The sequence below is a fragment of the Streptomyces sp. MMCC 100 genome, assembly GCF_041538145.2.
Taxonomy (GTDB): Bacteria; Actinomycetota; Actinomycetes; order Streptomycetales; family Streptomycetaceae; genus Streptomyces.
Genome location: NZ_JBGORK020000001.1, coordinates 3,138,906 through 3,160,679 on the forward strand (window position 1 = coordinate 3,138,906; position 21,774 = coordinate 3,160,679).

The window sequence follows — 21,774 nt, forward strand, 5'->3', positions numbered from 1 at the left end:
CTCGTGCGCAAACGCAGATTGCTGGTCGCACTCGTGGCCGGGCTGGCCGCCGTCACGGCGTCCACCACCCCGGCCGTCCAGGCCGACACCGGGACCCCGCCGGCCCCCGCCGCCGACACCGCCACGCTCGCGAACGCCCCGGAGAGCACCTACTTCTCCACGGTCGGCATCGACCCGGGAGCCACCGTCGGTGCCCCCGCCGCCGGCGACAACAAGGAGCACGGCGACCTGTGGCCGTCGTGCTGGTCGAACGACGACAACGTCTACGCCGCGTACGGCGACGGCGTGGGATTCGGCGACACCTGGCAGGACATCGGCGTGGCCCGGATCAGCGGCATGCCCGGCAACCTGACCGGCGCCCAGCGCGCGTCGGGCGACGGGGTGGGCCGGATCTGGGGCGACCCGCAGCAGTACTACCGCAAACCCACCGGCATGGCCTGCGTGAACGGCGACCTGTACCTCGCCGTCCAGGACCTCAAGCGCGGCACGCTCGACAACGCGCCCAGCGCCACCGTCGTCAAGTCCACCGACAAGGGCGCGACCTGGACGTCGGACAAGACCACGCCGATGTTCTCGGACGAGAAGTTCACCACCGTCATGTTCCTCGACTACGGCAAGGACAACGCGGGCAGCCCGGACGGATACGTCTACGCCTACGGCCTCGACCACAACTGGCGGGACACCTTCGACCCCGACCCGGACCCCACCGACCTCTACCTGGCCCGGGTGCCCGCCGGCTCCGTCCAGGACCGGTCCACCTGGCAGTTCTACGCCGGTGACGGCGGCGGCACCCCGCGGTGGACGTCCGACATCGATCAGCGGGTGGCGGTCCTGCACGACGACCGCCGCGTCTACCAGAACGTGGGGACCCCGGGCCGCGTCAGGGACCTCAGCGTGATCAGCCAGGGCGGCGTCGTCTACGACAAGCCGCTGAACCGCTACATCTACACCTCGTGGACGGAGTACACCTTCGAGTTCTACGAGGCGGCCACTCCCTGGGGCCCGTGGAAGCGCTTCACCCCGAAGGACTTCGGCGGCTACCCCTGGACGCACACGAAGCACGGCGGCTACGCCACCACCATCCCGTCCAAGTACATCAGCGCGGACGGCAAGTCGATGTGGCTGCAGTCCAACGTCTGCCCCTGCGGCGGCGGTTACCCGGCCGGCGACTTCTGGGCGTACACCTACTCGCTGCGCAGGATGTCCCTCACCCCGTCCGCGCCCACCACGCCCGACAACGCGCCGGACGGCGCGCGCAACCTCGCACGCGAACCCGGCACCGTCCCGGTCGAACGCGCCACGCACTTCGGTACGGCGGTCTACAACGACGGCAACAGGGCGCAGAACGAGGACGACTGGAACGACGAACGCAAAGCCACGAGCTGGTGGGGCTACACCTGGCCGCGCGAGTACCGCCTCAACCAGGTGGCCTACACGACCGGCAGGATGTTCGGCGACGGCGGCTGGTTCAGCAGCGCGCCCCGGATCCAGGTCCGCCGCGACGGCGTCTGGAGCGACGTCGAGGCCCAGCGCGTCACCCCCGCCTACCCGACCTCGTCGGCCGCCGGCACGAACCGGACCTACGTCTTCGACTTCGCCACCACGAGCGGCGACGGCGTGCGCGTCGTCGGAGGCAGCGGAGGCACGCAGACGTTCACCTCGATCGCCGAACTGGAGGTGTCCTACCGCTAGCGGGGCGGCGGCCCTCCACTGCGTCGCCACCGGGCAGTTCGTAGCATGAGGCCATGAACGGCACAGTTCCGGACACGATGCCGGCGGCGTACATCGACGCCGTCGGCCCCGCCGACGCCATCCGGCACGGGGAACTCCCCGTGCCGCCCGTGGGCCCCACGGACGTGCTCGTGCGGGTGGCGGCCGTCGCCGCCGACCCCGTGGACACCTTCGTACGGTCCGGCGCGTACGCCACACCGCTGCCCACGCCGTTCGTCGTCGGCCGCGACCTGGTGGGCGAGGTCGCGGCGGCCGGGCCCGGCGCCGCGGGCTTCACCGTCGGACAGCGGGTCTGGTGCAACAGCCTGGGCCACGGCGGCCGGCAGGGCTCCTTCGCCCAGTACGCGACGGTCGCCGCCGAACGCCTCTACCCGGCGCCGCCCGGCGTCGACGAGGAACACCTCGTGGCGGCCGCCCACCCGGCCGCCTCCGCCTGGCTCGCCCTGTTCCGGCACGGACGGCTGCGGGCGGGGGAGACCGTGTACGTCGGGGGCGGCGCGGGGAACGTGGGCGGTGCCGCCGTCGCCCTGGCCTCCCGGGCCGGGGCCCGGGTGGTCGCCACGGCGCGTGCGGAGGACGCCGAGGGGGTCCGGGAACTGGGCGCCGCCGAGGTCCTCGACCACCACGAGCCCGACCTCGACGCGCGCGTGCGCCGGGCCGCTCCCGACGGCTACGACGTGCACCTGGACACCTCCGGGCACGGGGTGCTCGCCGACGCCGTGGAATCGCTGGCCCGTGGCGGGCGCCTGGTCGCCATGGTGGGACTGGGCACCGGGCCCGCCGCACTGCCGGTGAGCCGGCTCTACACCCGCGACGCGAGCATCGTGGGCTTCGCCATCAGCAACGCCACGACCGCCGACCTCGCCGAGGCGGCACGGGGCGTCGTGGGCGTCCTCACGGACACCCCGTGGCGGCCGCGCATCGCCGACCGGATGCCGCTGTCGATGACGGCCGAGGCCCACCGCAGGCTGGAGGCCGGGCAGGTGCGGGGGCGTCTGGTCCTCACGCCCTCTTGATCGTCTTTCCGGCCGGCCGGGCGCGGTCCATGATGGTCGTGACGGAGGAAACCAGCCACCAGCGTGGGGGTCCAGGAATGCGCCGTGAAGACCTGCCGGCACCCGAGTCGGGACTGCTGCTCACCCACTTCCTCACCGTGGCCGACGTGCCGCGCTCGCGTGCCTTCTACTCCGAGGTGCTCGGCGGCGAGGTGGTTCTCGCGGAGAACCCGTGCATCGTCAAGCTCGCGAACAGCTGGATCATCATGAACCCGGGCGGCGGACCGACGCCGGACAAACCCGACGTCACCCTGCGCCCGCCGGACGACCCCGGGACGGCGACGAGCTTCCTCAACATCCGGGTCGCCGACATCGAGCGCTGCCACCGCGAGTGGAGCGCGCTCGGCGCCGAGTTCCTCACCCCGCCGATCGACCGCAAGGCCGAGCTGCGGTGCTACCTGCGCGATCCGGACGGCTACCTGATCGAGGTCGGCCAGTCCACCGGACTGCTGCAGGGCATCCTCGCCGATCCGCCCGCGGGCCCGGGACAGGGCTGAGCCGTCGGGCCGGGCCCGGGCCGCTCAGGGCTGCGGGCGGACGGTCAGCATCTGCTGGGCGTGGCCCACGGGCCCGTCCACGTCGTGCAGGACGGTGCTGGTGATGCCCTGACCGGTGGGTCCGAAGACGACGGTGGTGTCCAGGCCGGTCCAGCGGCCCCGCGGTGCGCGGTGCAGGTGGAGGGTCAGATCGACGTTCGGGAACATCCACTCCCGGGGCGACTGCCGCACCGCGATGCCGTTGGCCGTGTCGACCAGCGCGACGTAGGAGGCCAGCGGGCTCGCGCTCTCCCCGGCGACCAGGTCGAGGCCGGTGGAGACCCAGGCGGTGGTGCGGCCCGGCCGGGGCGGCGCGAGCGGGCGTACGTCCAGGGAGGCGATGTATCCGCCGGGCCACTCGGACTCCATCGGCCAGCGGGCGAGCGTGTCCGGTGCGGTGAGCCGGTCGGCGCCGCCGCCCGCGACGGCACTCGTGTCCCCGTCCGCCAGCAGCCACGCCCTGGCTCGCGCCACCGACCGGTCCGCTATCAGCACGGTCGCCTCGACCAGCTCGATGGTGCGTCCCGGACGTACGGTCTCCACCCGTATCTCGCACTCGTCCAGCGCCGGGCGGCCCAGGATGTCGAAGCTGATCCGGCTCAGTGACATGCCCGCACCGGTCCGGCCGGCCAGATGGCGGTCCACGGCGTGGACGATCAGGCCCCCGAGCGGACTGAAGTGCTGTTCGTCCGAGCTCCACGCGCCGCCCGCGTGCGGGGTGGGCTTGTAGCGGTGCTCGTCGATCCGCTCGTAGTAGCTGTCCGGGGTCGCTGTGCTGGTGTTCAACGGGCTGCTCCTGGAACGACGGCGGTGACGAGGGCGACGACGGCCGGCCGGGACGGCGGCTGCCGGGGCCGTGACCAGGATAGTTCGGCGGTGAATCAGGTCCGTGCCCGAGTGGGGCGCGCCCGGCTGGGAACCCAGGCTGTCCAGGAACCCGAGGGGGCGCGCAGGCGAAGGAGCACCGCGATGGCGAAGAACCGTGACGACGGCGAGCGCCTGGAAAGGGGCGACAAGGTCACCTGGAGCAGCCACGGCTCCCGCACCGAGGGCGAGGTGGAGAAGAAGATCACCGAGCGCACCGAGGCGGCGGGCCGCACCGTGGACGCCTCTTCCGAAGACCCGCAGTACCAGGTCCGCAGCGACAAGTCGGACAGGTCGGCGGTGCACAAGCCGTCCGCGCTGAAGAAGAAGTGAGGTGACATGGACGGCGACGAGCAGGACGAGACCCGGGACGCGTTCCACGAGCTGGTGAACATGACACCGGCCGAGCTGGACCGGTGGCTCGACACCGACGAGTCACGGGACGCCGGGCACCACCAGGACGGGGGCGAGTCCGTCGGGCACGCGTCCGGCCGCCGGATCGTCGAGATCCTCCACAAGAACAAGGGCGACCTCTCGGACGACGACTACGAGCACATGCGCAAGGTCGTCGGCTACGTCCGCCGGCACCTGGCCCAGCGCCCGTCGGGCGACGTCGCGGACACCCGGTGGCGGTACTCGCTCATGAACTGGGGCCACGACCCCCTCGAGCGCCATGGATGACGACCCGCACCGGCGCCCCGAGGGCGTCAGCGACGCGACGGTCGAGGCCCTCGGGTCCCTGTCCAAGGCGCTGGAGACGACCGAGTGCGCCCGCGGCCACCTGTTCGCCTTCCACCAGTTCACCGGCTCGGCGGACTTCGAGCTCGACCGCGCGGTCGCGCTGCTGCGCGCCGCCGGTCACGAGGACTGGGCCGAGCGCGTCCGCACGGAGATCCTGGGCCGCGACGTCATCCCGGGCCACTGGACGTTCCAGATCGTCGAGGCGTACGACCGGACGTACTACCAGGCGTTCCGGGACCTGGAGCGGGAAGCGGTGGCGCGCCTCGCCGGGGGACGCGACCACCTGTACGAGGCGGAACTGAAGGAGGCCCGCCGGACCCGGAACCACCCGGACCACACGTCCCGCCCCGACAGCCGCGACTGACGGCCGTACGCGTCCCGCCGGGGCTCAGCCGCGTCCGCGGGCCCGCCGGAAGCGGTCCGGGCCGTCGGCGAGGTCGACGATCGGGTCCGGACGGGCACCGTACGCGGGCCGCTCCGCATCCGGCAGCCGCCAGGGCTCGTGCACGGAGCGGCCCTCCAGCCCGGCCGGCTCGGGCACCAGCGCCGGACGCACGCCCGTCGGGGTCGAACCGCCGTGCACGGGGCGTGGGGCTGAGGATGCCGTGCGGGCGGGTGTCGGTGCCGGACCGGGGAGATGCTCTGCCCGGGGACGCGCGGTGCGCGCCGTGCCGGACACGAGGAGCGGCGGGAAAGGGGTGCGGGAGGGCATCCTGCGCGGTCTGACGGCCACCTGCGATGTGATCACCTCGGCCGGGGTCGTCCTCGCCGCCACCTTCGCCGCGCTCGGGGTGATCCCGCTCGCCCTCCTGGTGCGGATCGCCTTCATCGTGGCCTTCGGCGTCCTGCTGGACACGCTGGTCGTGCGCTCCCCGCCGGTCCCGGCGCTCGCCCGCGACATCGGCGCCGTCGCCCGGTGGCCGGGGCGGCCGGGCCGCCGGACCCGGGCCGGGAGTGACCCGGCCCTCCCGCCGGGCGCGTCACGCGTCCGGGCGTCCCGGCAGGGGCCGCACCGTGCCGAGGAAACGCCGTACGTCGATCTCGATGACGACCCGCTCCGGATTCGCCCGGGGCTGCCGGTAGCGGGCGGCGTACCGGGCCTCCGCGTCGCGGACCGCCGCGGCGTCGTCCCGCACGGCCGCGACGCCCTCCAGCGTGGACCAGCGCCTGCCGTCCACCTGCCCCACGGCGACGACCGCTCCGGCGGCCCGCCGCACATTGCGGGCCTTCGTGGTGTCCCGGCTCGTGATGACCCGCGCGGTGCGGGTGGCGTGGTCGTACGTCACCCCGACCGGGACCAGGTGGGACGTCCCGTCGGACCGCGGCGTCGACAGGAAGCACACCCGGCGCTCCTGCCAGAACCGGACGAACTCCTCGTCCGCGTCGTGCTGTTCCCCGGTGTCCATCCGCTCTCCTCACCCGCGCCGCGTGCGTCCCTTCCGGGACAGCATCGCCCGGCGGGCCGGGCGCCCGCTCGGCGGGGTCCGCGGCCGCGCGGGCGCCGCGGCGGTGACGGCCTCAGGCGGCGTCCCGCTCGGACGCCGGGAGCTCGGGTGCCTCGCGGTGGCCGGGCGGGGATTCGTGGGCCGGGGCGCCACCGTCCCCGCCGCCCGGCAGGAGCCGCAGATGACGGCGCCGGGCGTGCCGGGGCGGCCCCGGATCGCCGAACAGCCGGTCCTCCAGATACGTCATGGTGAACAACAGCAGCCCCAGTCCGGGCAGTAGTAGGACGGCAACGATAACCACGCCGCAGGTCCCTCCCCCTCCGCTGTGGGATGACTTCCTGCGAGTGCCCCCGCGGGCACCGGTGATGGCCGGTCACGAGTGAAGATGACGCAACTGTCGGACATAAGGGGCAAATGGCGGAAAGGTGATGAGTGTCCCGGCGTGCGCCGGGCGTCATGTTCGGACGGTCCGTGGGTAGGCGGCTCCGACGGCAGACAAGTCGTCCCCGAGGAACGGAGCAGCCGAGCCGATGTCGCACACCTCCCCGCCCGCCGAAGCGGCCACGAACCCGCAGCTGGCGGTCTCGTGGTCGGACTGGATCGGCGACCACACCACGTCACTGATCGGGATACCGCTGCGCATCGCGCTCATCGTCGTGATCCTGCTCGTGCTGCGCGCGGTGGCGAAGCGGGCGATCACCCGGGTCGTCCAGCGGGTCCTGGAACCGTCGGCGGGCGAGGCCGAACGCAGCCGCCCCCGCAGGCCGGCCCGCGGCGCCGCCGTCCTGCACCGCGACCGGTCCCGGGCGCGGCAGCGCCGCGAACAGCGGGCCCGCACCATCGGCTCGGTGCTCAGCAGCGCCGTGACCATCGTGCTCTTCATGGTCGGCGTGGCCATGGTGCTCGACCAGGTCGGCATCGCCCTCGGCCCCCTGCTGGCCAGCGCCGGGGTGGTCGGTCTGGCCATCGGTTTCGGCGCCCAGAGCCTGGTCGCGGACTACCTGTCCGGGCTGCTCATCATGGTCGAGGACCAGTACGGCGTCGGTGACTCCGTCGACCTCGGTGAGGCCGTCGGCGAGGTGGAGCACGTCGGCCTGCGCCTGACCCACGTGCGTGACCTCAACGGCGGCCTGTGGCACATCCGCAACGGCGAGATCCTGCGCGTGCGCAACGACAGCCAGGAATGGGCGCGCGCCGTCCTGGACGTCGCCGTCTCCCACGACGCGAACCTCGACACCGTCTACCGCGTGCTGGAGGACACCGGCCGCGCGCTGCGCGAGGAGCCGGACTTCGCGGACGTCCTGCTCGAGGACCCCGCGGTGTGGGGCGTGCAGTCCCTGGACGTCGAGGGCGTACTGGTGCGCCTCGCCGCCAAGACCGCGCCGCTCCAGCAGTGGGGCGTCACCCGCGAGCTGCGGCGCCGGGTCAAGGAGGCGCTGGACGAAGCGGGCGTGGAGACCCCCTTCCCGCGGCGGGCGGTGTGGGTGCACGCCGACGGCTCCGAGGGCGGGTCGCAGGCGCTGACGGGCTGACGGGCTGACGGCGCAGTGGCCTGACTTGCCGGACCGGCAAAGACCTTTGGCGCCTCCCGCCGGGCCGGGGCAGTCTGCACCCGGGCGCGCGACCGTCGCGCGCCCCGCGGAGCAGACGCCCGCGCCCACCCCGGGAGGCACCATGACCGACATCCCCGCGCCGGCTCCCGCCGCGGAGTTCTGGGAAGCCCGCTACCGCGACACCGGCCGCGTCTGGAGCGGGCGCCCCAACGAGCCGCTGGTCCACGAGGCGGGCGGCCTCGCCCCCGGTACCGCGCTCGACCTCGGCTGCGGCGAAGGGGCGGACGCCGTGTGGCTGGCCTCGCGCGGCTGGCGGGTCACCGGCGTGGACATCTCCGCCACCGCCCTCGAACGCGCCGCCGGGCACGCCGCCGAGGCCGGGGTCGGTGACCGCGTCGCCTGGGAACGCCACGAGCTGGGACCCTCGTTCCCCGAGGGCTCCTTCGACCTGGTGAGCGCCCACTATCTGCAGTCCCCGGTCGAGCTCGACCAGCAGGCGGTGCTGCGCGCCGCCGCGCGCGCCGTGGCGCCCGGCGGCACCCTGCTGGTCGTCATGCACGCCGGCTGGCCCTCCTGGCAGACCGAACCGCCTTTCGACGCCGTCTTCCCCACCCTGGACGGAGTCCTCGCCGAACTCGCTCTGCCCGAGGGTGAGTGGAGTGTCGAGACCCGCCGGACCGCTCGTCGGCCGAGCGTGTCGCCCGAGGGCGTCGAAGGCTTCCGCGAGGACCACGTGTGGCGCCTGAAGCGCGCGATTGTTGTTGAATGAGTGACCTTCTGAGAATTTTGTGAAGAAAGGCATGTTCTGGGACTTATCGGACACCCTTGGGTGTGAAGGCCATTTGGCTACCAGAGGGAGATGGTGAAATGCCTTCCAAGGACAAGGTGCTCGAGGAAGTCACCCGCACCGAGAACATCGACATCGACGCGGTACTCGACCCCGCCGAGCCCGACGGAGTCTTCCGCGACAGCCGCGAGTGCGCCGCGCTCGCCCTGCAGTCCGGAGGTACCAACCTGCTGCTCTCGCCGCCGACCCCGCGCCCGAAGAAGGGCTGACGGACCGACGGGAGAAGTGAGATGGAGCAGTCGAGCACATCGGCCCTCCTGCAGGGAACGGTGCTGGACCTCGCTTCCGACGTGGTCTCCGCTCTTCGGAGCGGAGACCACGTGCGAGCGGGGAGCACCCTGACGGGAGGCGGCGCCGGTGAGGGCGTCGCACGTGCTGCGGTACGCGTCCTGGGCGCCGACATCCTGTTGCCCGGCGTCCTGCTGCGCGTTCCGCCCGAGCCCGCACAACTCGCCGTGTTCAAGGACGCCGTGGCGGCCCATCCGCCGCGCGACGACGCGGCACCCACCGTCGTATGGAGCCACTGGGCCATGGCCCGCGCCCTGCGCCGGACCGAACAACCCCTGGACGGCCCGCCCGCCGACGAGCCGGGCACCGAACCCGACGCCCGCTGGCTCGACGACGCCGGCTGGCAGTTCCTGACCCACCAGCTCGCCGTCCTCGCCCCGCTCGCGCTGCCCGGTGAGGAGTGCGCGGTCACCCGTGCGGCACGCCGCCGTCCCGTGGACGTCGCCCGCGGCTTCGTACGGGCGGTGCGCCGCCGCGACTGGCAGCAGGCGGCCGGGGCCGGACGGTGGCTCACGCTCCTGGACGGGGTGCCCGACACCCTCGGCCTCGAGGCCGGGCTGGACTTCGTACGCCTCATGGGCGGCTCCGACCCGCGGGTGGCCCTGCAACTGGAGGCGGCGCGGCTCATGCCGGCCGGAGTCCTCCTGTGAGCGTCCGGGACGTGAGCGTCCGCGGCGTCGAGGAGGCCGCACTGGACTGGGTGTGGGCCCACCGCGACCGCTTCGCGCTCGGCGAGGACGCGCTGGCGTCCGACGGCCAGGTCAACCGGACGTGGAAGCCGCTGGGCGAACTGACCCAGGTCTGCGCGTCCGTGTCCCGGTGCACCCCGCCCGGGGACCCGCTGCACACCCGGGTGTCCGAACTGCTGGACTTCGCCTGGCAGCAGACCCACCGGGGCGAACTCTTCCCGCTCATGCAGTCGCTGGAGCCCTTCGCCACCTACCCGCTGGAGGTGTACGCGGCCTTCGCCTCGGCCGGACTGCGGCACCCCGGCTACGAGGCGTCCGCCGCCGTGGTGGCCCGCACCCGCGGCTGGCGGCTGACCGAGCAGTACCCCACCCGTCGCCTCGGCGTGCTCGAGGCCGAGCGGCGCAGCGGCATCCACCCGCACGGGGACGTCCCGCAGGCGCTGGACCGCACCTGGCTGGGCGGCCTGCCGGAACCGTGGACCTTCGAACGCGCGGCCGGTTACGCGCTCACCCACGTCGTCTTCCACCTCACCGACTGGGGACGCGCCGCCCAGGGCGTGCCGGCGGACCTGGCGGAGTACCTGCTGCACTGGCTGCCGCCCTGGCTCGACACCTGCCTGGACGCGCGGATGTGGGACCTGAGCTGCGAACTGCTCGCGGTCGCCGCGAGCCTGCCGCGCCCGCCGGAACCGGCCGTCCTGGAGGACGCCTGGCAGCGTGTCGCGGCCGCCCAGGACAGCTCCGGCGCGATCCCCGAGGAAGGCGCCGCCCAGGACGCCGCCGGGCCGGACCCGGGGCCGGACCCCTACGACTTCACCGACTGCTACCACTCCACCCTCATGGCCGCGTTCGCGGCGGCCCTCACCACGGCGGCCACGGCACCCCCGCCGGACGTGCGGAACGCCGCCCGACACGCCGCACCCCGCACGGGACAGCACGCCGGACAAGGAGCGCCGGGATGACGGACACCCGCCTGATCCACCGCGTCGGAGCCGGCGCCCTGGAGTGGCTGTGGGCCCACCGCGACGGATTCCGCCTGGAGCCGGACGTGGACCCCGAGATCGGTTTCCTCGAACGCTTCAAGCCGATCGGTGAACTCGCCCTCATCTGCAAAGTGCTCTTCCGCGAGGGCGTCGCCGGCTCCCGGCAGGCCCAGCTCGCGCGCCAACTGCTCGACCACACCTGGCGCGAGACCCTCGACGGGGGCCGCATGCTGGTGCGCGGCCAGCGCATCGAACCCTTCTCGCCCGCCCCCTTCGAGGTCTACCTGCCGTTCAAGGAGCTGGGCTACAGCCAGCCCGAGATCGAACGCGCCACGGTCCTCAACCACCGGCTGGACAGCTGGGCGCGATTCCCGGTGACCCCCACCCGGCGCCTCGGCCTGTCCGCCTTCCAGCGCCGCTTCGGCCTGACCGCGCGGCCGCCCGAGGCCGACCTGGTCGCCGCCACCTGGCTGGCCGGCACCCCCGAGCCGTGGACGGTCGAGGGCCACACCGCGTACGACATCACGCACACCGTCTTCCACCTCACCGACTGGGGCGAGAACCCGGGCGGGCTGCCGCCCGAGGTCGCCGACTACCTCGCCACCTGGCTCCCGGTCTGGATCGACGACTGGCTGGACCTCGAACGCTGGGACCTGCTCGGCGAACTCCTCGTCGTGGACGCCTGCCTGCCCCGGCCCGCCCTCGACGAGGCCGCCTGGCAGGGCTTCGCCGCCGCGCAGCAGCCCGACGGCGCCATGCCCGCCGTACGCACGATGCCCGAGGGCGAACCCGACACGGTGTTCGACGTGGTCTACCACCCGACCCTGGTCGCCGCCTTCGCCTCCCTGCTGGCCACCTCCCGCGCCCTCACCGAGCTGGCGCACTCCGCGTCGTGACGGGCCGTCGCACGCCCTGGCCGGGCGCCCCCGCCGCCGAGGAGTACGCCCCGACGGAGCCCGCACCGGCCGACGAGAGGGCACTGCGCGAGCGGCTGACCGCGGCCGTGGACGCCTCCGACGCCCCGGACGTCGTCTTCGCCGTCTCCCGGCGCGGCCGGCGCACCCTGCACAGCGGCGGTACCGCCGCACCCCCCGACGTCCCCCGCGAGGACCTGCGCTACGAGACCGGGTCGGCGTCCAAGACGTTCACCGCGCTCCTGCTCACGCGCCTGATCCGGCGTGGTGTGCTCACCGGCGGCGAGGCGGCCGCCACCTGCCTGGACCCCGGCGCGAAGGCCGGCCCGCACCCCGTCACGCTCGCCCACCTCATCACCCACACGTCGGGACTGCCCGCCCTGCCGGCCGACTTCGTGCGCCGGGGCCTGCCCGCGTGGCGCACGAACCCGTACGCGCGCTATCCGGCCGAGCGGCTGACCGGCACCTTCCTGCGCCACACCCCCAGGCACCGCCCCGGAACCCGCTGGCACTACTCCAACTACGGCGTCTCCGTGCTCGGCCACGCGATCGCCGCGACCACCGGCACCGCCTGGGACGACCTGATCACCGGACAGGTGCTGCGCGCCCTCGGCCTCAGCGGTACGGCCCTGCGCGCGGAGGGCCCCGGGACCGACGCCGTGGGCCACCGCAAGGACGGCCGTACGCCCGTCCCGGCCTTCGACGCGGGCGGCTTCCAGGCGGCCGGAGCCGTCCGGTCCACCCCGAACGACCTGCTCACCTTCCTCGAGGCCCACCTGGACCCGGCCCGCTCACCGGCCGCGGGGGCGCTGCGGGCGGTGCGGGTGCCGGTGCTCCGGCGGGGGCTGGGCCACCGGCACGTGCACACGGTGGGGTGGTTCCGGCACCCCACGGACGGCGGACCGATGTACTTCCACAGCGGCGCCACCCTGGGCCAGCAGGCGTTCCTGGGCTTCAGGCCCGACACGGACACCGCGCTGGCAGCGGTGTGCACCCGGCGGTTCCGCGCCCGGGACCCGTTCATCGCCACCGCCTACGCGCTCCTCGCGGAGGGATAGCGACGGGACGACGGCGGGACACGGACCGGCGCGGGGCCGCCTCGGGCGGCCCCGCGCCGAGTGCGGGAAGAAGCCCTGCCCGTCAGACCCGCTGCCACAGGGCCGGAGTGCTCTCCGGTGATCCGGCGCCCTGCGCCTGGTGGCTCTGCAGACACCGGTACCGCACCCCGTCGAAGGACACGGTGGTGCCGACCTCGTAGACCCGGCCCGCGGCCCACGCGTCCGCCGCCGCGTTGTCCTGCGGCGCGGGCGTTTGCGACGCGGCGGAGGTGGTCTTCAGGGTGAGGCCGAAGTCGCTGAGCAGGGGATTGATCGGCTGGTAGAAGGTCGTCCCGCCGTTCGTGCAGTCGCCCGAGCCGCCGGACGTGGTGCCCTGCGCCTGGGTGCCCGACACGAAGGGGCCGCCGGAGTCGCCGGGTTCGGCGCACACCGTCGTCCGGGTCAGCCCGTCGACGGTTCCCTCCGGGTAGGTGACACTCGTGTCGTGCTGCTGGACGGTCCCGCAGTGCCAGCCCGTGGTCGAGCCGGAACGGCACACCGACGCCCCCACGAGCGCCTCCACCGACCCGGCGATCTGGATCTTCTCGCCGTCCTGCGCCTTCACGTCCGGCGTCGCGGTCCAGTCCGAGTTGACGCCCACCCAGGCCATGTCCTTGCCGGGGAAGGTCGAGGCCTGGAAGGTGCCCTGGGCGGCCTCGTTGAACCCGGTCGTGGTGGCGCCCGGGTCGCCGCAGTGTCCGGCCGTCGCGAAGCCCTGCTGGTCGTCCTTGGTGACGGAGAACCCGATGGAGCAGCGGGCCTGGTCGTTGATGTAGTAGGCGTCGCCGCCGACGAGATCCTCCATCACCCGCGGCTGGTCCGGCGAGACACGGACGCCCACGTCCTGGCCCGACACCCCGGCGGACGTGAGGAACGCGGACGCGGCCGACTCGCTGGTGGCCTGGACGGTGACCCGGTTGGTCTTCACGTCGACGTACCAGACCGGCGTCTGCCGGGTCCGGGCGCGGACGGCCGCCGCGTCCAGCTTCTCTTTGACCGCGCGCAGCTCGGCGAGGTTCCTGCCGACGACGGCCGCCTTGGCGCCCTGTGCCTCGATGGCCGCGGTGTCGGCGGCGTCGGTGGTGGCCACGGTCAGCTCGGCGGAGGTGGCACCGCTCACCCAGGCCCCGGCGAAGCGGTCGCCCAGCGTGTTGCGCAGCATGCCCGCGCGGGTGCCCGCCTCCGCCTCGTTGACCAGCCGGGCCGCCGCCTGTCCGGGGGCCAGCTTCAGGTCGCGCTCCATCGCGCTCAGCACGCGTGCCGGGGCCACGGTGGCGTCGGGCGTGCGGGCCACGGCGGGACGCGGTCCCGGGCCGGGCGGCGGTGCGGCCGACGCGGCCGAGGGGAGTGCGGTCAGGACCAGGGCGCCGAGCGCGGTGAGGGCTGCGCGGCGGCTGCGCGCGGCATGTCTGCCGACCATGCGATGTGCCTCCTTCGAGTGCTGTGCGAGACAGCGGTGTTCGGTGGGCGGCCGTGGGTCACGGTGCGCCCGCGGCGAAGTCACAGGCCTTGCCGCAAAGTTCCGCGGCGATGCCCGACCCGGGTCTGTTTCGCGCTATGGGGGACGTCACGGGTGCCATGTGCAGTACGCGGACGCGCCCCCGCGGGGCGGACCGGGATCAGGCGGGTTTCAGCCCCGGCTCGCCCGCCTCGGTGACGAAGGACGCGGCGGTGGTGACGGGAGCGCCGGGCGTGCTGATGGCGGAGACCGTCTTGAAGTCGAGGCGGGTGGCCTGGCGGCCGAGTTCGGCCCGGACGTAGCCGCGCTTGCCGTTGTAGAACTTCATGTGCGGGTTGGCCTTCATGTACAGGTCCCAGTTGGCGGGCTTCTCCACGCCGTCCCGGCCGCTGGTCACCGAGGTGCAGGTGACCTCGGTGCCGATGGTGGCGGACGCCGGGTCGTCGAAGTCCTCCTTGACGTCGAGGGCGTAGCCCACGTGCACGTCGCCGGTGAGGATCAGCCAGTTGTCGACCCCGGCGGCCTTCGCCCCGGCGACCACCCGGTCGCGCGAGGCGCGGTAGCCGTCCCAGGCGTCCATGGAGAGCGCGGCGTCGGCGGTCACGTCGAACTTGCGCTGGGAGAAGCACACCTGCTGGGGCATCACGTTCCACAGCGCGGTCGAGCCCTTCCAGCCGTCGAGCAGCCACTGCTCCTGCTCGGCGCCGGTGATGGTGCGCGCCGGGTCGTCCGACTCGGCCCCGGGGGCGTGCGGCCGGTCGTCGTAGGCCTGGTCGGAGCGGTACTGGCGGGTGTCGAGGATGTCGAACTGGGCGAGCGTGCCCCACTGCAGCCGGCGGTACAGCCGGGCGTCCGGGCCCTGCGGCAGCTGGGCGGCGCGCAGCGGCTGGTTCTCCCAGTACGCGCGGTAGGCGGCGGCCCGGCGCAGCAGGAACTCCTCCGGCGGGATGTCGTTCTCGGGGATGCCGCCCGCGTAGTTGTTCTCGGTCTCGTGGTCGTCCCAGGCGACGACGAAGGGGTGCGCGGCGTGCGCGGCCCGCAGGTCCTCGTCGGTCTTGTAGAGCGAGTAGCGCAGCCGGTAGTCCGCGAGGGTCATCGTCTCGCGGTTGAACACGTCGGGCAGCGTGACGTCGGTGTAGCGGCGCTCCCCGCCCTCGGAGTTCACCGCGTACTCGTACAGGTAGTCGCCGAGGTGGAACACCACGTCCACGTCGTCCTGGGCGACATGGCGGAGCACGGTGTAGTAGCCGTCCATGTAGGCCTGGCAGGCGACCGCCGCGAGCTTCAGCGACGAGGTGGCGCTGCCGGCCGCGGGGGCGGTGCGGGTGCGGCCGGTGGGGCTGAGCCAGGCGCCGGCGCGGAAGCGGTAGTAGTAGACGGTCCCGGGCGTCAGGCCCTTCACGTCGACGTGAACACTGTGGGAGTACTCGGCGTGGGCGTCGGCGGTGCCCCGGTACAGGACACCCGCGAAGTACTCGTCCAGGGCCACCTCCCACTCGACCGTGACCCGCTCCGTGCCCATCCCGCCGTCCTCCAGGAACGGCTCGGGCGCCAGCCTGGTCCACAGCAGCACCGAGTCCGGCAGCGGATCGCCGGAGGCGACGCCGAGGGTGAAGGGGTCCTTGCTGATCCGTGCGGCACGTTCGGGGGCGGCGACCGCGCCGCGGGCCGGCAGGTTGGTGGTGAAGGCGAGCGCGGCGGCGGCCGCGGTCACGGTGAGGAAGCGCCGGCGGCCGAGGTGCCGGACGGCGGCGCCCATCACGGCGTCGTGCGGGGAGAAGGCGTGCTCGGCCAGTGCGCTGGGACGGCCCGTGGGCGCCATCTGCTGTCCTCTCGTACGGGGCGTGGCAGTCCGTGCCGGGGCCCCGTCGCGCGCTGGCGCCGGCCCCCGCGATGCGCGGACCCCGCATGTTAAGCAGACAAAACGCCCCAAACGGGCAGGGCTTGCGGAGTGATCACACAGGAGGAGGTACGCGCGTGTGGGCGCGGTCCCTCCGGGGCACCCGGCCCGAACGGAGGAACGAACGCGAGGAACGGGCAGGACACGGGCGCACGGGAGAGGGAAAGGCGGCGGGCCGAGCCGATGGCCAGGACACGGCGCTACGACGTGGCGGCCTCCGGTCGCTGGTGGGACGAGGACGACAACCGCTGGCTGCCGGCCGGCGAGGTGCACGCGTGGGAGCAGGGCAGGAACGAGACCGTGTGCGGACTGTCGCTGCACCGCTCGCGGCTCTCGCGGTTCCCGGGGATCACCTGGACCGACGTGCTGCCCGAGTCCGGCGGTGCCGCCGACGCCGTCCGCCGGGTCTGCCCCCGCTGCGCCGCCGCGGCCGGTCGCCGGGGCGCGGACTCCCGGCCCGCCTGGCGGCGGGTCGACCCACGCCCGTAGGGGCCGGACGCGCGGTCCGGCCCCTCAAGGTCCGCGATCGGCCGCCTACGAGGGCAGCGGCGAGCGGCTCACCCGGATCTTGGACTGGCCGTGCGGCCGCTTCTCCCAGTCCTCCATGAACCGGGCGTGCAGGTTGTGCTGGGCGGCGAGCGTGAGCAGGGTGTCCGTGCGGTAGTAGAAGTCCTCGCGGAGCACTTGGTGCTCGGTGCCCTCCGTCCGGTCGAAGGTGAAGTCGAAGAACCCCGTGTCGGTCAGGACGCGGCCGACGTGCGCGAGGCACTCGTCGATGACGTTCAGCGGCGAGTGCGAGAAGACGCTGTGCGCGTGGATGACGTCGAAGTGGTCGTCGGGCAGGAACTCCAGCCGCAGGTCCCCGGTGACGGTCAGATGGGGCAGCTTCGCCTGGAGCCCGCGCTCGGTCAGGGTCTTCTTGGCGGCGATCAGGATGTCCGGCGAGATGTCGACGCCGTAGTAGTGACCGGTGTCGAGGTGGTCGATGAAGCGCCAGCCGCCGCGCAGGTTGCCGCAGCCGATGTCGAGCATGCGGTGCTCGGGACGCAGCCCGTGCTCGATCAGGTAGTCGAACTGCATCTGCCCGAGCGCCAGCCAGCGGTCGTGGGTCCGACTGCCGACCGCGGCCTCCGGATCGCGCCGGGTGTCGGAGGCCATCACCGCCCGGTAGTAGCCGACGTGGTCGGGATGCTTGATCCGCAGCCACGCGTCCCGGCCGGCCCGGCGGACGTAGGGGCCGACGCGCTCGGGGTGGCGCAGCGCGTACCCGACCTTGTGCGTGAGCGCGGCACGGTTGCTGCGCAGCTTCGGGGACTTGGCGTCCTTGGGCATGGGGGACGACCTCCGTACGAGTGACTCGGACAGTGAGAGGGGCCGGGCAGGGTCGAGCAGTCGCCGGCCGGGTTGGCCTCGCAGTAGCGGGAGACATACCCGTGCCGGGCCTCGCACTCCCGCAGCGCCCGGCCGGAAGGGAAGGCGCACTCCCGGACGGGATCCCGGCGGCCGGAAGCAGTGATCGGACCGCGGATGTCGAACGACGAGGTCTCTGGACCCCCCGTCCAGGAGCTGGATGTGTAGTCTGAGTCTCCTCGGAGTCGAGCAAGGAGACCCAGATGACCGAACGCGCACTGGACGCCGAACGCGACGCCGTCCTCGCCGCACTGCGCCCCGTGGTCGACGGGATCGCCGCGACGTTCGGACCGGTCTGCGAGGCGGTGCTCCACGACTACCGGCACCCCGAGCACTCGGTCGTTGCCGTCGCCGGGTCGGTGACCGGGCGGACGGTGGGCGGGGCGATGAGCGAGATCGGCATGCGCGTGATGGCCCGCGGCGACGAGGCACGCGACGAGCTGAACTACGTCACGCGCACGGCCGAGGGCACGCTGCTCAAGTCCTCCACCATGGTGCTGCGCGACTCCACGGGCGCCGTGTTCGGTGCCCTGTGCGTCAACCTGGACGTCACCGCCGTCGACCGGGCCCACGCCCTCCTCGGCGCCCTCGCCGGGACCGCACGCACCCCCGCCGCAGTGCCGGCCACCACCTTCGGCGACGACATCGACGCCGTGGTCGACGCCATCGTGGACGACCATCCACTGCGCCGGGACACCAGCTGGGCGGCGCTGGACCGGGACCGGCGCCTCGAGCTGTTCCGCGACCTCGACGGGCGCGGTGTGTTCGCCGTACGCCGCTCGGTCGAGCACGTCGCCACCCGGCTCGGCATCTCCCGGGCCTCCGCCTACCACTACCTCTCCCAGGCCCGCGCCGCCCACGGCCCGGCCGCCGACACCCCCTGAGGACACCCGTGACGACCACCACCCCGCCGGTCACCCTCGACGACGTCCGTTCCGCAGCCGCCCGCATCGAGGGCGTCGCGCACCGCACCCCGGTCCTGCGCTCGCGCACCCTGGACGCCCTCGTCGGCGCCGAGGTCTTCCTCAAGTGCGAGAACCAGCAGCGGGTCGGCGCCTTCAAGTTCCGCGGCGCCTACAACGCGGCCTCCCGCCTCACCCCGGACCAGCTGGCCCGGGGCATCGCCGCCTACTCCTCGGGCAACCACGCCCAGGCGGTCGCCCTGGCCGCCCGCGAACTGGGCACCACCGCGGTGATCGTCATGCCCGAGGACGCTCCGCCCTCCAAACGGGACGCCACCGCCGGCTACGGCGCCGAGATCGTCACCTACGACCGCTACACCGGCGACCGGGTGGCCATCGCCGAGGCCCTGGCCGCCGACCGTGGCCTGACCCTGATCCCGCCCTACGAGCACCCGCACGTCATCGCCGGCCAGGGCACCGCCGCCCTCGAGCTGGTCGAGGAGACGGGAGAGCTGGACGCGCTGGTCGCACCGGTCGGCGGCGGAGGACTGATCGCCGGGAGCGCCACCGCGGTCAAGGGCCTGCACCCCGGCACCCGGGTGATCGGCGTCGAACCGGAGGCCGGAGACGACACCAGGCGCTCCCTGGAAGCGGGCCGGCGCGTCGCCGTGCCCGTCCCGCGCACCATCGCCGACGGCCAGGCCCTGCCCACCCCCGGCGAACTGACGTTCTCCCTCAACCGGCGCCTGCTGGACGGCATCGTGCTGGTGTCCGACGACGAGATCCGGGACGCGATGCGGTTCGCCTTCGAACGGCTGAAGACCGTCCTGGAACCCAGCGGCGCCACCCCGCTGGCCGCCCTCCTGAACGGCCGGATCGACGCCCTGCCCCGCCGCGTCGGCGTGATCCTCTCCGGAGGCAACGTGGACGCCGCCCGGTTCGCCGAACTCTGCGGCGCGCCCCGCTGACGCCGCGCGTCCCCCGGACGGCGCCGCCGAGTTGACAGGCGGACGATGCAGTGGTGGGGCCAGGGAAAGGAGGAGCGTCATGCTGGAGGCAAAGACGCTCGACCTTCACCGGCAGCATGGCGAAGGAGTACGCCAAGGCCGACTAGCCGGACGTCCGGACGGACTGTGGGGAGGGGGGCGACCGCCGCGGCGGCCGCCCCCCTCCCCACAGTCCGTTCACGCGGCCGCGGTCACCGCCCCCACCGCCGGCGTACGCAGCACCCGCCGCGCCGTGCCCAGGCTCGTCCCCAGCGTCGCGGCCGCCGACACCGCCACCATCGCGAGCCACACCCCGAGGAACTGGTCCGGCAGGACCGCGTCGGTGCGGACCACCGTGAACGGCACCACACCGGCCAGCGCGGCCACCGTGCCGAAGAACACCCCCGTCACCGTGAGGACCACGCCCTCGGCGGCCACCACGCCAAGCACCTGCCCCGGCGTCGCCCCCGCCAGCCGCTGTTGACCGAATTCACGCGTGCGGTACGTCGTCGCCGCGTACAGCCAGTTGACCAGCATCACGCAGACGAACACCGCGATGATGCCGACCACCGTCAGGTTGAGCGTCTCCAGGTTCTTGGCGTCGACCGACTTCACCAGACCCGAGGCCTTCACCGCGTCGCTCTCCACGGCCTGCATCGTGACCGTCGCCGTCGACACGGCCGTGAACATGATCAGCGACACCAGGATCCCGGCCAGCTGACCCGCCCGCTCACGCAGGTTCCGTACGGCCAGCCAGCCGCTCGCGCCGCTCAGCGGCAGCCGGTCGAGCACGCCCTTCAGCAGCCGCGGCGACAGCAGCGCGAAGCCGACCGACAGCAGGATCGCCCCGTAGGCCGGCGCCGCCATCAGCGCCTCGTCCGTCGCGGAGAAGAAGAAGGTGGAGCAGGACCCCGCAGCGCCGGTGGCCAGCGCCCCGTAGGCCAGGAACCGCTTCGCCCCGGCCCGCTCCCTGCCGCCCCGCGTCAGGCGCCGTACCGCCAGGAACGCCGCGCCCGCGGACGCGAGCAGGGTGATGTCCACGCCGCTCAGCAGCGCGACGGGGCCGAAGGAGTAGTCCACGGACGGCGCCACCTGGCCGCTGTCCTGGAACAGGTCCAGCAGCGCCCGCCCGCCGAGCATCGCCGGGCCGATCGCCAGCGCCGCGCCCACCAGGGCCACGGCCACCGCCTCACCCACGACCATCCGCTTGATCTGCGCCGGGGTCGCCCCCGAGCAGCGCAGCAGCTCGAGCTCGGCGGTGCGCTGACGCACGTTGACCGTCAGCGTCGAGGCCACCGCGAAGAACACCAGCAGGGTCCCGTACCCGCCGACGACCCCCGCCGCCGTGCCCAGCGTCTCCGAGCTGACCGGGTCGACGCCGTCCTGCCCGGCCGTGTCGTGCATCGAGTTGAACGTCATGATGATCGCCGCCCCCAGGAAGGCGGACAGCAGCGTCGCGAGGAACCGCCCGGGGCGGCGCCGGATCGACCGAAGAGCCAGTACGAACATCGCTCACACCCCCGCCGGCACGTCGTCGCCCAGGTGCGCGAGGCGCTCGGCGACCGCGTCCGGCGTCGGCGCGTCCATCCGCCCCGCCGGCCGGCCGTCGGCGAGGAAGACCACCGAGTCGGCGTACGAGGCGGCGACCGGGTCGTGCGTCACCATGACCACGGTCCGCCCGTGCACCCGCACCGTCTCCTGGAGCAGCCGCAGCACGTGCCGGGCGCTGCGCGTGTCCAGCGCGCCCGTCGGCTCGTCCGCGAAGATCACCCGCGGTTCGGTGACGAGGGCCCGGGCGATCGCCACCTGCTGCCGCTGACCGCCGGAGAGCTGGTCGGGACGGTGGCCGAGCCGGTCCCCGAGACCGACCGACGTCAGGATCTCCCGCGCCCGCTCCCGGTCGACGCGCCGCCCGGCCAGCTTGAGCGGCAGCACCGTGTTCTGCGCGACGGTCAGCGTCTCCAGCAGGTTGTACTGCTGGAACACGAAGCCGACCCGGCCGCGCCGGAACTTCGTCAGCTCCGCCTCGCCGCCACCCGTCAGCTCCGTGCCGTCCACGCACACGATGCCGCTGTCCGGCCGGTCGAGTCCCGCCGCGCACTGCAGCAGCGTGGACTTGCCCGAACCCGACGGCCCCATCACCGCGGTGAACGTGCCGCGCCCCAGGCTCAGCGTCACACCGTCCAGAGCGGTCACGGCGTTCTCCGCCGAGCCGTACGTCCGGGTCACCTTGACGAGCCGGAGGGCCTCGGGGGCGGGGCCCGGGTCGTGGGTGCCTCGTGCGCCGGAGCGAAACATGGTCATCACCTTCCGTGCGGCCCGCCCTGTGCGGTGCCTCGGGGAAGACGCTACGGAGAGCGGGGCCGGGCCACAC

The 21,774-nt window shown here is 73.5% G+C and carries 25 protein-coding genes and 1 pseudogene; 17 read left to right on the forward strand and 9 right to left on the reverse strand.

What is annotated here, in order from left to right:
* Positions 1-3 precede the first annotated feature (3 nt).
* From ABS735_RS14525 to ABS735_RS14535, 3 genes are all read left to right on the forward strand, one after another.
* Positions 4-1,692 (forward strand): hypothetical protein, encoded by a 1,689-nt coding sequence (locus tag ABS735_RS14525; RefSeq protein ID WP_373905767.1) that lies wholly within the window; start codon positions 4-6, stop codon positions 1,690-1,692.
* 53 nt (positions 1,693-1,745) lie between these two features.
* Positions 1,746-2,747, forward strand: a complete 1,002-nt coding sequence (locus ABS735_RS14530) for an NADPH:quinone reductase (protein WP_373905766.1) — start codon at positions 1,746-1,748, stop codon at positions 2,745-2,747.
* A 77-nt stretch (positions 2,748-2,824) separates the two neighbouring features.
* Positions 2,825-3,283 carry a VOC family protein gene (locus tag ABS735_RS14535; protein WP_373905765.1) on the forward strand — a complete coding sequence of 153 codons (459 nt, stop codon included), beginning with the start codon at positions 2,825-2,827 and terminating at the stop codon, positions 3,281-3,283.
* A 24-nt stretch (positions 3,284-3,307) separates the two neighbouring features.
* On the opposite strand, the gene ABS735_RS14540 is transcribed toward ABS735_RS14535, so the two are convergent.
* Positions 3,308-4,108, reverse strand: coding sequence for a thioesterase family protein (locus ABS735_RS14540; protein WP_373905764.1), 801 nt, complete (start codon positions 4,106-4,108; stop codon positions 3,308-3,310).
* A gap of 183 nt (positions 4,109-4,291) precedes the next feature.
* Here ABS735_RS14540 and ABS735_RS14545 point away from each other — a divergent pair, with 183 nt between their 5' ends.
* Genes ABS735_RS14545 through ABS735_RS14555 form a run of 3 tightly spaced genes read left to right on the forward strand, consistent with a single transcriptional unit; the run spans position 4,292 to position 5,291 of the window.
* Positions 4,292-4,519, forward strand: coding sequence for a hypervirulence associated TUDOR domain-containing protein (locus ABS735_RS14545; protein WP_373905763.1), 228 nt, complete (start codon positions 4,292-4,294; stop codon positions 4,517-4,519).
* 6 nt (positions 4,520-4,525) lie between these two features.
* A complete protein-coding gene (locus ABS735_RS14550) occupies positions 4,526-4,867 on the forward strand; it encodes a DUF3140 domain-containing protein (protein WP_373905762.1) in 342 nt (113 codons plus the stop codon).
* The gene (locus tag ABS735_RS14555) at positions 4,860-5,291 is read left to right on the forward strand and encodes a hypothetical protein (protein WP_373905761.1); all 432 of its coding nucleotides are present in this window, start codon (positions 4,860-4,862) and stop codon (positions 5,289-5,291) included. The genes ABS735_RS14550 and ABS735_RS14555 overlap by 8 nt, the downstream gene beginning before the upstream one ends.
* A 24-nt stretch (positions 5,292-5,315) precedes the next feature.
* On the opposite strand, the gene ABS735_RS14560 is transcribed toward ABS735_RS14555, so the two are convergent.
* Positions 5,316-5,483, reverse strand: coding sequence for a hypothetical protein (locus ABS735_RS14560; RefSeq protein WP_373905760.1), 168 nt, complete (start codon positions 5,481-5,483; stop codon positions 5,316-5,318).
* A gap of 139 nt (positions 5,484-5,622) precedes the next feature.
* On the opposite strand from ABS735_RS14560, the pseudogene ABS735_RS14565 reads away from it, so the two are divergent.
* Positions 5,623-5,886 (forward strand): annotated as a pseudogene (locus ABS735_RS14565) (MMPL family transporter); the annotation flags it as partial.
* 21 nt (positions 5,887-5,907) lie between these two features.
* Here the strand turns inward: ABS735_RS14565 and ABS735_RS14570 are convergent.
* Positions 5,908-6,333, reverse strand: a complete 426-nt coding sequence (locus ABS735_RS14570) for a TIGR03618 family F420-dependent PPOX class oxidoreductase (RefSeq protein WP_373905759.1) — start codon at positions 6,331-6,333, stop codon at positions 5,908-5,910.
* Positions 6,334-6,445: 112 nt separating this feature from the next.
* Complete coding sequence (locus ABS735_RS14575; protein ID WP_373905758.1) at positions 6,446-6,673, reverse strand: hypothetical protein; 228 nt, start codon at positions 6,671-6,673, stop codon at positions 6,446-6,448.
* 229 nt (positions 6,674-6,902) lie between these two features.
* Here ABS735_RS14575 and ABS735_RS14580 point away from each other — a divergent pair, with 229 nt between their 5' ends.
* The 7 genes from ABS735_RS14580 to ABS735_RS14610 all read left to right on the forward strand — a co-directional run bounded on the left by ABS735_RS14580 (position 6,903) and on the right by ABS735_RS14610 (position 12,704).
* The gene (locus ABS735_RS14580) at positions 6,903-7,904 is read left to right on the forward strand and encodes a mechanosensitive ion channel family protein (protein WP_373905757.1); all 1,002 of its coding nucleotides are present in this window, start codon (positions 6,903-6,905) and stop codon (positions 7,902-7,904) included.
* A 142-nt stretch (positions 7,905-8,046) separates the two neighbouring features.
* Entirely contained in the window at positions 8,047-8,694 is a 648-nt protein-coding gene (locus tag ABS735_RS14585) for an SAM-dependent methyltransferase (protein ID WP_373905756.1), read from the forward strand.
* A gap of 98 nt (positions 8,695-8,792) precedes the next feature.
* A complete protein-coding gene (locus ABS735_RS14590) occupies positions 8,793-8,981 on the forward strand; it encodes a hypothetical protein (RefSeq protein WP_030399561.1) in 189 nt (62 codons plus the stop codon).
* Positions 8,982-9,002: 21 nt separating this feature from the next.
* Positions 9,003-9,710 carry a hypothetical protein gene (locus ABS735_RS14595; RefSeq protein WP_373905755.1) on the forward strand — a complete coding sequence of 236 codons (708 nt, stop codon included), beginning with the start codon at positions 9,003-9,005 and terminating at the stop codon, positions 9,708-9,710.
* A gap of 11 nt (positions 9,711-9,721) precedes the next feature.
* Positions 9,722-10,711: a DUF6895 family protein gene (locus ABS735_RS14600; protein WP_373905754.1), complete on the forward strand. Its 990-nt coding sequence runs from the start codon at positions 9,722-9,724 to the stop codon at positions 10,709-10,711.
* Positions 10,708-11,628, forward strand: coding sequence for a DUF6895 family protein (locus ABS735_RS14605; RefSeq protein WP_373905753.1), 921 nt, complete (start codon positions 10,708-10,710; stop codon positions 11,626-11,628). Before ABS735_RS14600 ends, ABS735_RS14605 begins: the two co-directional genes overlap by 4 nt.
* A complete protein-coding gene (locus tag ABS735_RS14610; RefSeq protein WP_373905752.1) occupies positions 11,625-12,704 on the forward strand; it encodes a serine hydrolase domain-containing protein in 1,080 nt (359 codons plus the stop codon). Before ABS735_RS14605 ends, ABS735_RS14610 begins: the two co-directional genes overlap by 4 nt.
* An 82-nt stretch (positions 12,705-12,786) precedes the next feature.
* Here the strand turns inward: ABS735_RS14610 and ABS735_RS14615 are convergent, their stop codons facing one another.
* Positions 12,787-14,163, reverse strand: coding sequence for an alpha-lytic protease prodomain-containing protein (locus ABS735_RS14615; protein WP_373905751.1), 1,377 nt, complete (start codon positions 14,161-14,163; stop codon positions 12,787-12,789).
* Between the two features lie 199 nt (positions 14,164-14,362).
* Positions 14,363-16,024, reverse strand: coding sequence for an alkaline phosphatase D family protein (locus ABS735_RS14620; protein WP_373905750.1), 1,662 nt, complete (start codon positions 16,022-16,024; stop codon positions 14,363-14,365).
* Positions 16,025-16,285: 261 nt separating this feature from the next.
* Here ABS735_RS14620 and ABS735_RS14625 point away from each other — a divergent pair, with 261 nt between their 5' ends.
* Positions 16,286-16,591 carry a hypothetical protein gene (locus ABS735_RS14625; protein ID WP_373905749.1) on the forward strand — a complete coding sequence of 102 codons (306 nt, stop codon included), beginning with the start codon at positions 16,286-16,288 and terminating at the stop codon, positions 16,589-16,591.
* 45 nt (positions 16,592-16,636) lie between these two features.
* Here the strand turns inward: ABS735_RS14625 and ABS735_RS14630 are convergent, their stop codons facing one another.
* Complete coding sequence (locus ABS735_RS14630) at positions 16,637-17,434, reverse strand: class I SAM-dependent methyltransferase (protein ID WP_373905748.1); 798 nt, start codon at positions 17,432-17,434, stop codon at positions 16,637-16,639.
* A gap of 281 nt (positions 17,435-17,715) precedes the next feature.
* On the opposite strand from ABS735_RS14630, the gene ABS735_RS14635 reads away from it, so the two are divergent.
* Together ABS735_RS14635 and ABS735_RS14640 are read left to right on the forward strand one after the other, a co-directional pair.
* Positions 17,716-18,396, forward strand: coding sequence for a helix-turn-helix transcriptional regulator (locus ABS735_RS14635; RefSeq protein ID WP_373905747.1), 681 nt, complete (start codon positions 17,716-17,718; stop codon positions 18,394-18,396).
* Between the two features lie 8 nt (positions 18,397-18,404).
* On the forward strand, positions 18,405-19,382 hold the full coding sequence (locus ABS735_RS14640) for a pyridoxal-phosphate dependent enzyme (protein ID WP_373905746.1): 978 nt from the start codon (positions 18,405-18,407) through the stop codon (positions 19,380-19,382).
* A 216-nt stretch (positions 19,383-19,598) separates the two neighbouring features.
* Here ABS735_RS14640 and ABS735_RS14645 read toward each other — a convergent pair whose 3' ends face one another.
* Together ABS735_RS14645 and ABS735_RS14650 are read right to left on the reverse strand one after the other, a co-directional pair.
* The gene (locus ABS735_RS14645; RefSeq protein ID WP_373905745.1) at positions 19,599-20,909 is read right to left on the reverse strand and encodes an FtsX-like permease family protein; all 1,311 of its coding nucleotides are present in this window, start codon (positions 20,907-20,909) and stop codon (positions 19,599-19,601) included.
* Between the two features lie 3 nt (positions 20,910-20,912).
* Positions 20,913-21,704: an ABC transporter ATP-binding protein gene (locus ABS735_RS14650; RefSeq protein WP_373905744.1), complete on the reverse strand. Its 792-nt coding sequence runs from the start codon at positions 21,702-21,704 to the stop codon at positions 20,913-20,915.
* Positions 21,705-21,774: the final 70 nt, after the last annotated feature.